Annotated in this window: 7 protein-coding genes; all 7 read left to right on the top strand. The window is 38.3% G+C overall.

Annotation, left to right across the window (positions count from 1 at the left end; all coding sequences use genetic code 11):
- Positions 1–15: 15 nt before the first annotated feature.
- The 7 genes from AC27GZ_RS01010 (at position 16) to AC27GZ_RS00980 (ending at position 11,635) form a co-directional block, all read left to right on the top strand.
- On the top strand, positions 16–480 hold the full coding sequence (locus tag AC27GZ_RS01010; RefSeq protein ID WP_487093012.1) for a hypothetical protein: 465 nt from the start codon (positions 16–18) through the stop codon (positions 478–480).
- A 148-nt stretch (positions 481–628) separates the two neighbouring features.
- Complete coding sequence (locus AC27GZ_RS01005) at positions 629–3,067, top strand: McrB family protein (RefSeq protein ID WP_487093011.1); 2,439 nt, start codon at positions 629–631, stop codon at positions 3,065–3,067.
- Positions 3,068–3,072: 5 nt separating this feature from the next.
- Entirely contained in the window at positions 3,073–4,407 is a 1,335-nt protein-coding gene (locus AC27GZ_RS01000; RefSeq protein WP_487093010.1) for an McrC family protein, read from the top strand.
- A gap of 484 nt (positions 4,408–4,891) precedes the next feature.
- Positions 4,892–5,314 (top strand): hypothetical protein, encoded by a 423-nt coding sequence (locus AC27GZ_RS00995; protein ID WP_487093009.1) that lies wholly within the window; start codon positions 4,892–4,894, stop codon positions 5,312–5,314.
- Between the two features lie 133 nt (positions 5,315–5,447).
- Positions 5,448–6,839: a TolC family protein gene (locus AC27GZ_RS00990; RefSeq protein ID WP_487093008.1), complete on the top strand. Its 1,392-nt coding sequence runs from the start codon at positions 5,448–5,450 to the stop codon at positions 6,837–6,839.
- Positions 6,839–8,449, top strand: coding sequence for an efflux RND transporter periplasmic adaptor subunit (locus AC27GZ_RS00985; RefSeq protein ID WP_487093007.1), 1,611 nt, complete (start codon positions 6,839–6,841; stop codon positions 8,447–8,449). Before AC27GZ_RS00990 ends, AC27GZ_RS00985 begins: the two co-directional genes overlap by 1 nt.
- 18 nt (positions 8,450–8,467) lie before the next feature.
- Positions 8,468–11,635: an efflux RND transporter permease subunit gene (locus AC27GZ_RS00980; protein ID WP_487093006.1), complete on the top strand. Its 3,168-nt coding sequence runs from the start codon at positions 8,468–8,470 to the stop codon at positions 11,633–11,635.
- The last annotated feature ends 20 nt before the right edge of the window (positions 11,636–11,655 follow it).

Here is an 11,655-nt window from a genome sequence, read left to right as displayed (position 1 = left end):
AAAGAGGGACAGTAAATGAGCTACCATAAGTTACCAACAAAATTAAAACAATTCACTATTACTATCGGCACTTTAATTGTTTATGGGGTTGTGTTTTTTAACCTAAAAACAGAGTTTTCGAGTATAGAAAAAGAAATTAAGTTGTGGCTTACGCAATATGGACTTTTTGTTATATTTGCTTCGGCCTTACTTGGGACTGTTGGGATGTTTTGGTCTTCAAAGGTTAGGGAGAACAAATCATTGGCTGAAGCTGAGATTCACACTGCCAAATTAAATCTAAGTGTTCTAGAGTCTCAGCAAAGGGATTTGGCTATAAACTTAGAAGTAGCAATAAAAGAAAATCAGTTGGTATTGAAAAATGCTGAAAAGAACATGGAAATAGTAAAAGCATATCCGAGTTTTGTTGATTTTTCTGGGCGCTTCTCAATATTAGTCCTTGGTATCGGAACTCTAATGTGTGTTGTTGGCGCAGGGCAATGAATAGTTGCTGAAGTAGTGTGAAAAACTAATATAGTATGGTTCTATAAGTTAGGTTGTTTGAAGCTTAGAAAATAACCTACCATCAGGTAGGAAATATTAAATATCAAATTATTTAATATTTTAAGAGTAAATTATTTAGGAAATAATAATGGCTAAAGATAATACAAAATATCATTTTCAAGGAGGTGTTTATGGTAAAGGCCCTTTGGTGTTTGCTGTAATTAAAAAATATATTGAAGATCTTAATCCTTTATTTTCTGAATTGATCAGTGAGTTTTCTAAAGAAAATATATCTGTAAAAGAGTGTGTTATTTCTCAAGAACAATTTCAAGAAAAATTAACCTTAAGTTCTGATTCACTTAAACGATATTTTAACAAAGACAATGAATTACTAATTACAAGAGATGGGATTGAGGTTCTTGTTTGTAGTCAATGGGGAATAGGTAATATTAATAACTTTATTACCCATGTTAACAATATTGGCTTTAATGTACTTGCAGAACAAAATGGCGACACTATTTTAAGTTTGTTCGAAAAGTATAAAGAAAGACCTAATAGTAGTTGGATATCAAACTATGAACAATTTTGTGAGCAAGTTAATAGTTATCAAGATAAAAGCTCATCGGATTATAGCGAACAATTTATCCGAGATCTCTGGGCCACAATTGATAACGGTATCGCAAATGTTAGCCCTGGGTTTCTCAGTAATGAAGAATATAAGAAATTGCGACCTGAACTTCCGATTATCACCAAAAAAATATTTGATGACCCATCAAGTGAGACATTAGCTCACATATACAAGTGGGCTGAAAAGGCAAAACATGAAGGAAAGTTCAAATCGATAAAAAAAGGAGTTATACATAGAGTATTCTCAGCTATTTCGCCCCAAAAAATAACGACAATATTAAATATTGATCACCTAAATAAGTTAATTAATTTACTTAATCAACGCTACGCTTTTGATATCTCTATAACGGGTAATTGGTTGGAAAGGAACTTGTCATTGAAAAAAGAATTAGCGGATGCAGGGATGCAAGAAGAAAACCCTATTTTTGTTAATACTTTTATTTGGAAGTTATATGAAGATCTAGTGGTAAATAACCAAGCTGATGCTCAACAAGAGACTAAAAACGAATTTGACGGTGCTACTCAGAAAGAGAAAAAAGGCTTCGACAATGACTTTAAATTGAAATCTTTAAATCAAATACTATATGGTCCACCTGGTACGGGTAAAACCTATAATACGATTGTAGAGGCTGTTAATGCGGCTGAGCCTGATTTTTCACCACAAGGTGATTCTGTAGATATTATAAGATCTAAATATAAAGAACTGTACGATTATTTAGTTAGCCAAGGCCGTATCCGCTTTGTGACTTTTCATCAAAGCTATGGTTATGAGGAGTTTGTAGAAGGACTTAGTGCTAAAACAGAGGGGGATAAATTAAGTTATTTTGAAAAAGATGGTGTGTTTAAAAGTATTTGTGTGGATGCGAAAGGTTTTTTAGGTACTCCTCCAACCGAAAAAGACGAATTTGAAGCTAAGTTAGAATACTTTTTTAATCAGGTCGCTTTATCTGAACATGGTGTAAAAGTTAATAACTTATCAGGAAGAACCTTTTTCAATGTTACAGATGTAACCGATACTACAATTCGTTTTGATAAACAGAAAGGTGACTCTGTTCATACGTTGAGTATTAAAACCTTAAAATCTGTTTACAATTTAGAAAAAGAGATCCGAGGTGGGTTAAGTCCTTACTATGATGCTCTCATTGAATATATTGAAAGCTTAGATAATGAGCAAACTCAAATTGGGCTTATCAATAGCAGGGAAAACTTTGTATTAATTATTGACGAAATTAACCGTGGCAATATTTCGAAAATATTTGGTGAGTTAATAACGCTAATTGAACCCTCAAAACGTTTAGGACAAGCTGAAGCTATAGAAGTGACTCTTCCATATTCAGGAGATAAATTTTCAGTACCAGACAACCTTCATATTATTGGTACTATGAATACGGCAGATAGGTCATTAGCCTTAATGGATACGGCCCTAAGAAGACGGTTTGATTTTATTGAAATGATGCCTGACTACAGTGTGTTAAGAGACAATGAAAACCTTCCTTACAGTATTACGCTGGTAGATAGCCAATCAGATAATGAAATTGACTTGGTAGCACTACTCTCTACATTAAACAAACGTATATCAGCATTATATGACAGGGAGCATACATTAGGTCACGCGTTTTTGATGCCTGTGGTTGAAGAGATCAAAGCAGATAATCATCAAGGAGCATTAACTAAACTAGCTAATTGTTTTCAAAATAAGCTTATTCCGTTATTGGCAGAATACTTTTTTGAAGATTGGAAAAAGATACGTTTAGTGCTAGCGGATAATCAAAAGCCAAAAGGGTTACAGCTTATACAAGAGTCTGATGTTGATTTGGAAGGCTTATTTGGTGATACCGAAGAGGTTGATATTATGGATGATGAGCTTAATGACTATCAATTGATAAAAGCTGATTCAGAACTTTGGAAAGAACCACTGACTTATGTTGGCATATATCAGCCAAGTGCTTTAGGTGAATAATTAAAGTGCCTAAGCAAAAGGTGGCGAATATTACTGTATTTGAGTTTGATTTACTCAGTGCTGATAAAAAGGCCAAAAGTGATAATAATAAAGTTCACCATATCCCTGAGGGTGCTTTTGATTATCTAGAAAAATGTTGTTTATGTGATGATACTGAATCTCGCTTTTTAAAAATGAAAATAATGCATGGCATGAAAGTATTGCAAGTTCAAAACTATGCAGGCGTAGTGTTGTGCCCTGATGAAACTCAAATAGAAGTACTCCCTAAAGTAGCGAAAGCTAACGAGACTGTCGATACCAATAAAAGCGAAGAGTTAGCTAGGCTATCGTTACTAATGATGCTTCGGTCTTTAAAAAAATTCAGACATATAGAAACTGAAATCGCCAGTATTAAAAAGCAGAAAATGCCATTAATGGAAATCTTTATTTCTCAGTTTCTAAACTCGGTTAATACTTTGGTAAAAAAGGGCATTAGGAGTGACTATGTACGTGAGCAAAACAACGGTACTTACTTAAAAGGGAAATTACTTCATAGTCAGCAGTTGAAACATAACTTCATTAATAAGCACAAATTTTATGTTGAGTATGATGAATACCTTAAAGATAGACCTGCCAATAGGGTTATTCATTCAGCGCTTCATGTAATTACTGGTTATACCAAGGTAAACCGAAGTAAAAAACTAGCACAAGAGTTGTTGTTTGCCTTTAGTGATATCCCACTAAGTAAGAATTATAAGAATGATTTTTCTACTATTAAGCTCGGACGAGGTATGCAGCACTATGATGCACCTATTAATTGGTCTCGGTTAATTCTTGAAGGTTTTTCACCACAATCAATGCTTGGAATTAATAATGCTTATTCATTGTTATTCCCAATGGAGGCTGTGTTTGAAAGCTTTGTTGCTAAATACTTGAAAAAACATCTGCCATCGTCATTAAAGGTATCTTCTCAAGTTCAGTCTAAATCGCTAGTCAGTTATGGCAATAAAAGCTATTTTCGATTGAAACCAGACCTTTATATTACTGAGCTGAATATTGCTAATACTGTGTTAGATACCAAGTGGAAACTTATTGATCAGAACAAGTCAGCAGGTAAGGAAAAATTTGGTTTATCTCAAAGCGACTTTTATCAAATGCTTGGCTATGGGCACAAATATTTAGAAGGTGTTGGTAACTTGGTGTTGATATACCCTAAAAGCGATAGCTTTGATAAACCTTTTGAGCATAGTTTTAATTATGATGAAGAGAGTAACTTAAAGCTTTGGGTTATACCTTTTGATACAAGTCATCATTGCCAAAACAGAGTGTTGCTTGACTTTCTAATTGGCCATTCTGACTAATTAGTAAGTCACAAACTTTATTCGATTTTTAGCCGATAAATTGAGTGGTATTTGCTATCTAGTCACAAACTTAATTAAAAAGTTGCTGTTCTACGTCTCTTTATTTTTAAGGGCTAAGTCACAATCTTTATTAGAGCATGACATTTTTGTGTCTGAATATATAAAATTCAGACAATGTATTAAAAATAGACAAACTTAGGTTTGTCTATTTTTTTGCTTGAAATTAAAGTGTTAAATCTACAATTTTCCAACCAGCGTATTCACTTTTTTTAGGTGTGCATGAGGAAACCTTGACTTATCCATTGCTATACAAGGTAAATGCTTTTGTCTTGAAAGAAACATACAGTTGTTTGATCTTCCCCTAATATTGCAGGCATATTTTATTTAGAAAAAAAAGCTCAGTAATCCCAGAGGTTCTATCAGATAAAATTTACATTTCCCTAGATATCTTATAGGATTATCAATAATTCATATCGGGATATTTATGTTTAAGTCACTTTCAAAAGTTTTAGTTTTTACGGTTATGCTTGTTGCCTTTGTTGGGCAAGCATTGGCGTATTCTTCTATGTCTTGCGAAATGTCTAATGACTCACATGAGTCTCATATGGAAATGGCTACTAGTGCTATGAATCACTCGGATATGAATCACTCTGGCATGAGCCATTCTGATATGGATCATGCATCAATGAATCATCATTCGATGACTAACGAAAGCCAAAACACTCATGAAGCATGTTGCAGTGCCGATTGTGTATGCCCAGCTAGTGCGTGTATGAATATTACTATTGCCGGCTCAGCGCTAAATGAAGACTACTTAGTTCGCCTAAGCGAAGGCGTAACTTTCCAACCAAGTATTCAAACGAAGTCAATTTTAACTTCTCTCTATCGCCCACCAATTTTTGCCTAACACAGGATCAGTGCGTCTGCTTTTCACAAAAAGCTTTTAGCTGCGCACACTTTTTAAACCAAACCTTAAGTTCTAAATAAACATTTCATACGAAATGTAGTTTGAAGTAATCCAGAATTTTCTGGGGGCAAAAATGAAGACTAGAAATTTTAACATTGCAGTGTTAGTACTGCTTTCCCCTCTCTTTGCGCAGGCGCAAAAGATCATATCACTAGCGCAAGCAATTAGCCTTGCACAACAAAATGATCCTTGGCTACATGGTAGCAAATTACAGCAGTCTGCAATGGAACATAGAAGTGTTGCCTCAAGCACTTTACCAGATCCTAAAGTATCAATAAGTATGATGAATTTACCTACAGATTCTTGGGATTTTGACCAAGAAGGTATGACGCAGATTAAGGTTGGCGTGTCTCAACAGTTTCCTCGTGGAGATAGCTTAACGATAAAAGAAAGTCAGTTGAAAATGGAAGCGGCTAAGTTTCCCTTACTACGTGCTAACCGAAAAGCAAAAGTAAAAACTATGGTGTCAGAGTTATGGTTAGATGCCTATCTTGCACAACAAACCATTAAGTTAATTGAGTCTGATTGGGCGCTATTCGAGCAAATGGCTGAAGTGGCTAGAGCTAGTTACTCAAATGCTGTTGGCAAAACTAGGCAGCAAGATGTTATTAGAGCGCAACTGGAAATAGTGCAGTTAGAAGATAGGCTTACGGCCCAGAAACAACAACTTGAGTCGACCATTGCTCACTTGAATGAATGGTTGCACGTCTATGACAGTAGCAATTTAGATAGTGTTTTTGATTTCGACTCACAGCCTAATGTATTTGGGGTGTCAAACCAACTTCCGACAATACGGTTGGAAAACCCATCATTGTTGAAATCAACAAAATACTCAAGAAATAAGCTAGCACTCGAGTTTTCAGATCACCCTGCAATATTAGCAATTGATGTGAAGAGAAAAGTTTCAGAAAAAGGGATTGAACTGGCGAAGCAGCAATACAAACCACAATGGGGAGTAAACGCAAGTTACGGTTATCGAGATGACATGCCTTCAGGAGAAGATCGCGCTGATTTATTTTCTGTCGGTGTCTCTTTTGATATGCCCTTATTCACAGAAAATAGACAAGACAAAAACGTTGCAGCATCTGTTGCGGAATCAGCAGCGGTGAAAACTGAAAAGTTATTGCTCACCAAACAAATGATAAGTGCTGTTGAGAAAGAGCTAAGGCAACTCACTCGTTTGTCAGAACGCCAGTCCCTCTACAAAGACCAATTGCTAAAACAAATGCATGAACAAGCAGAAGCTTCCCTAACAGCTTATACCAACGATGATGGTGATTTTGCTGAAGTGGTCAGAGCTAGAATTGCTGAATTAAATGCCAGAGTAGCCGCATTAAAAATCGACGTAGAAACGTTAAAAACAGTTGCTCGAATCAATTATTTTTTCGCTGTTGCACCTTCACCTTTAAATAAGAGCGGTAACCAACTTAAAAATGGCTCAAGTGCGAAATTGGGAGATAAATAATGGCTCATAATAAAAATACACCGAATCTTAAATTAGTTGCTGCAGTCATAGTAGGTGCAATACTTGGGTCTAGTGCATTGAATGTATTTCAAAACTCGTTTAATGCGCCTGAGCAAGAAGAGGTGTCTGGTGAGAAAAAACCGCTTTATTGGGTAGCACCAATGGACTCTAATTATCGAAGAGATAAGCCGGGACAATCGCCAATGGGTATGGAGTTAATACCTGTTTATGAAGAGGACACTTCGAGTGAAACTTCAAGCGAAAACAGGGGGGCAGGCACAGTCACTATTTCCCCGCATGTTGTTAATAACTTAGGTGTTAGGACAGCAAAAGTAGCACTGACAACAATGCACTCTGAAATCAACACCGTGGGCTATGTTCAATATGATGAAGATCAGTTAGTTCATATCCACCCTCGTGTTGATGGATGGATTGAAAAGTTATTTGTCAAAGCGGCTGGTAACCCCGTTGAGAAAGGACAACCACTTTACACACTTTATTCACCACAACTTGTTAACGCACAAGAAGAGTTAGTTATTGCGCTAAACCGAAACAATAAACCTTTGATTTCAGCGGCGAAAAATCGTCTTAGGGCGTTGCAATTATCTAATCAATTCATTGAGCAATTAGAGCAAAGTCGAAAAGTTCAACAGAGTATTACTTTCTACTCTCCGCAATCAGGTGTTGTGGATGGCTTAAAAATTCGCGAAGGTTTTTTTGTTAAACCGGGAAACACCTTATTGAGTATTGGAAAGTTGGCGCAAGTTTGGGTAGAAGCTGAAGTTTTTGAGCGAGATTCGGCGTTAATCAAAGAAGGGCTACCAGTTTCTATGACACTTGATTATTTACCTGAACATGAGTGGAGCGGCATCGTTGATTACGTTTACCCAACATTGAATAACAAAACCAGAACGCTGCGTGTAAGGTTGAAGTTCGATAACCCTGAGCAAAGATTAAAACCAAATATGTTCGCGCAAGTATCGATTCATGCCGAACAAAATCAACAGGTGATTTTGGTGCCCAAGGAAGCTGTCATTCGAACCGGAAAGCAAGACAGAGTAGTGCTTGCGCTGGGTAATGGCCAGTTTAAATCGATTGAAGTATCCATAGGTCGAGTAGGTCAGGAGAGTATCGAGATTTTAGCTGGATTGAATGAAGACGATGTAGTCGTTACCTCGGCACAGTTCCTTATTGATTCAGAATCTAGCAAAAGCTCAGACTTTAAACGTATGAACCAAAAGGAGATTACAAAACATGTTCACATTATGTCTGAATCTGATATGTCTGAGCCTGACGCTAGCAGCGAAAAGCTCTCGTCAGCAACCGTAACAGGAACCATTAACTCTATAACTTCAGCTACTCGCACGTTAAATATTAGCCGAGGAGCAATTGAAAAATGGAACAGACCTGCGGCGACCATGGATTTTATTGTTGCGGACGAACTCGATATTTCAAATTTTTCTGTTGGCGACAACATCATATTTACCTTTGAAATTCGAGATGATTTTGTTATTACCGAGATATCGCTAGCAGCATCGAATGCCAATGCTAAAACTGAGCATTCAAATCACCAATCAAACCACAATGCTAATCACAATAGCCACGACTAGCAGATAGGGAAGTTTATTATGATTGAATCAATAATTAAGTGGTCGGTAGGCAATCGATTTTTCGTGGTATTAGTCACTTTAGTCATCGCTTTTGCTGGCGTGTTTTCGGTGAAAAATACCCCCGTTGATGCGATTCCTGATCTATCTGATGTGCAGGTGATCATTAAAACAAGTTATCCGGGGCAGGCGCCACAGGTGGTGCAAGATCAAGTTACCTTCCCGCTAACCACAGCCATGTTATCAGTGCCTGGTGCGCAAACAGTGCGAGGTTACTCCTTTTTTGGCGACTCATACGTATACATCATATTTGATGATGACACTGATTTGTATTGGGCGAGAAGTCGAGTACTGGAATATTTGAGTCAGGTGGCCTCTAGCCTGCCTGATTCAGCAAAACCACAACTAGGCCCTGATGCAACAGGTGTCGGTTGGGTATATATCTATGCGTTAACGGATAAATCTGGCAATCATGATTTAAGCCAATTGCGAAGTATTCAAGATTGGTTTTTAAAGTTTGAATTGCAAACCGTGCCGGGCGTGTCTGAAGTTGCTGCCGTTGGCGGTATGGTTAAGCAATACCAAGTGCAAGTTGACCCAGATAAATTAAGAGCTTACAACGTGCCATTAAGCCATATTCAACAGGCGCTTAAACGTGGCAACAAAGAAACTGGTGCCTCTGTTGTTGAAATGGCAGAAGCCGAGTACATGGTGACAGCGACGGGTTACATCCAATCGGTACAAGACATTGAAAAAATCCCATTAGGGATTAATGAACAAGGTACGCCACTACGTATAGGTGATGTTGCTGATGTTAATCTTGGCCCTCAAATGAGGCGCGGGATTGCTGAGCTAAATGGTGAAGGGGAAGTGGTGGGTGGTGTTGTGGTAATGCGCTTTGGTGAAAATGCGCAAGACACTATCAAGGGCGTCAAAGAGAAACTTGAATCGCTTAAGTCATCTTTGCCTGAAGGGGTAGAGGTTGTGCCTGTTTACGACAGATCAACATTGATTGAGAGTGCTGTTGAAAATCTTTGGCGTAAATTACTCGAAGAACTAGCCGTTGTGGCATTAGTATGCGTAGCATTTTTGTTTCACCTTCGCTCGTCTATTGTGGCGGTTATCACTTTACCTTTAGGTATTTTGGTGTCGTTTATTATCATGTATATGCAAGGCATAAACGCCAACATTATGTCACTAGGTGGTATTGCTATTGCCATTGGCGCCATGACAGATGGTGCCATTGTTATGATTGAGAACATGCACAAACATATGGAGGCACTAAATAAAAAGGGCGTATCACTGACTGATGAAAATAGATGGCAAATAGTTGCTAAGGCGGCCAGTGAAGTTGGTCCAGCACTGTTCTTTAGTTTGCTTATTATTACTGTTTCATTCTTGCCTGTGTTTATCTTGGAAGCGCAAGAAGGAAGAATGTTTTCTCCGCTCGCATATACAAAAACCTATGCAATGGCGGCTTCTGCTGGTCTAGCAATTACATTAGTGCCCGTTTTAATGGGCTATTTTATCCGAGGAAAAGTCGTTTCTGAAAAGAAAAATCCGTTAAATCGTCTCTTGGTTGGTCTTTATATGCCGGTATTAAGAGGCGTTTTGAGGTTCCCTAAATCCACACTAGTCGCAGCCGTTTTGATCACCACTTTGGGTTTTTGGCCTGTTGATAAAATTGGTAGTGAGTTTATTCCGCCATTGGATGAAGGAGATTTGATGTATATGCCAACCACTTACCCCGGTATTTCCATTGGTAAGGCTAGGGAATTGTTGCAACAAACGGACAAACTTATCCGTACAGTTCCTGAGGTTGAAAACGTGTTTGGAAAAGTTGGCCGAGCTGAAACGGCAACCGATCCTGCGCCTTTAACTATGATTGAAACCTTTATTCAGCTCAAGCCAAGGGAAGAGTGGCGTGAAGGTGTGACAACAGATTCTTTAAAAGCTGAGCTTGATAACTTAGTGAAGTTTCCTGGGGTAACCAATGCTTGGGTCATGCCAATAAAAACACGTATCGACATGCTAGCAACAGGAATAAAAACCCCTGTTGGGATTAAAGTTGCAGGTCCTGAACTAGATACTATTCAGGAAATTGGTCAGCAGATAGAACAATTACTACCTCGGGTTGCAGGCACAGCGTCAGTATACTCTGAGCGTGTGGCTGGTGGCCGTTATATTAAGGTGGATATATCTCGTGATAAAGCCAGTCGTTTTGGCCTCAATATCGAAGATGTTCAACAAGTGGTCTCTACAGCGATAGGTGGCATGAATGTTACTCAAACCGTGGAAGGGCAAGAAAGGTATCCGGTTAATTTGCGTTATCCTCAGGATTATCGTGATTCACCTGAGCAGCTTTCAAGACTACCCGTTGTTACGCCAAATGGACAACGTATAGCATTAGGTGATGTTGCAGATATTCGAGTGGAAAATGGACCTCCTGGGATCAAGAGTGAAAATGCCCGAATTAACGGTTGGACGTTCATCGATATTGATGGCGTTGATGTTGGCAGCTATGTTGAAAACGCTAAATCATATTTGGCTGAAAATCTCGTACTGCCAAGCGGTTACTCTATAACTTGGGCTGGGCAATACGAATATATGGAACGAGCGAAAGACAAGCTTATGTATGTGTTGCCGTTAACCTTTGCAATTATTGTTATCTTACTTTATTTGAATTTCCGGTCATTGAGTGAAGTAGCGATTATTATTGTCACCTTACCGATGGCTATGATTGGTGGTCTTTGGTTAATGTATATAGAAGGTTTTAACTTCTCCGTTGCGGTTGGCGTTGGTTTTATTGCACTTGCAGGGGTGGCGGTAGAAATAGGAGTAATTATGCTGGTATACCTTAATCAAGCCTATCAAAGCGCTAAAGAGGAATGCGAGCAAGCTAATCGGCCATTTACTCCCCAGAAATTGGCGCATGCTGTTATGGAAGGTGCAGGTATGCGTATACGTCCGGTTATGATGACAGTTGCAACCATTATAATAGGGTTGATGCCTATACTTTATGGTACAGGTACAGGATCTGAAGTCATGAGTCGAATTGCAGCACCCATGGTTGGCGGCATGGCAAGTGCCGTTATGTTAACCTTAATTGTGTTACCTGCTATTTACTACCTGTGGCGTGTTAGAACCCTTGAACGATTGACAAGACAACACATTAATAGCACAGAATAGAAGTACAGGACATTGGTGAG

The organism is Colwellia sp. SU-HH00943 (assembly GCF_057546125.1).
Note: the sequence above shows the minus strand (reverse complement) of the source record. Positions and strands in the feature narration are given on the sequence as shown.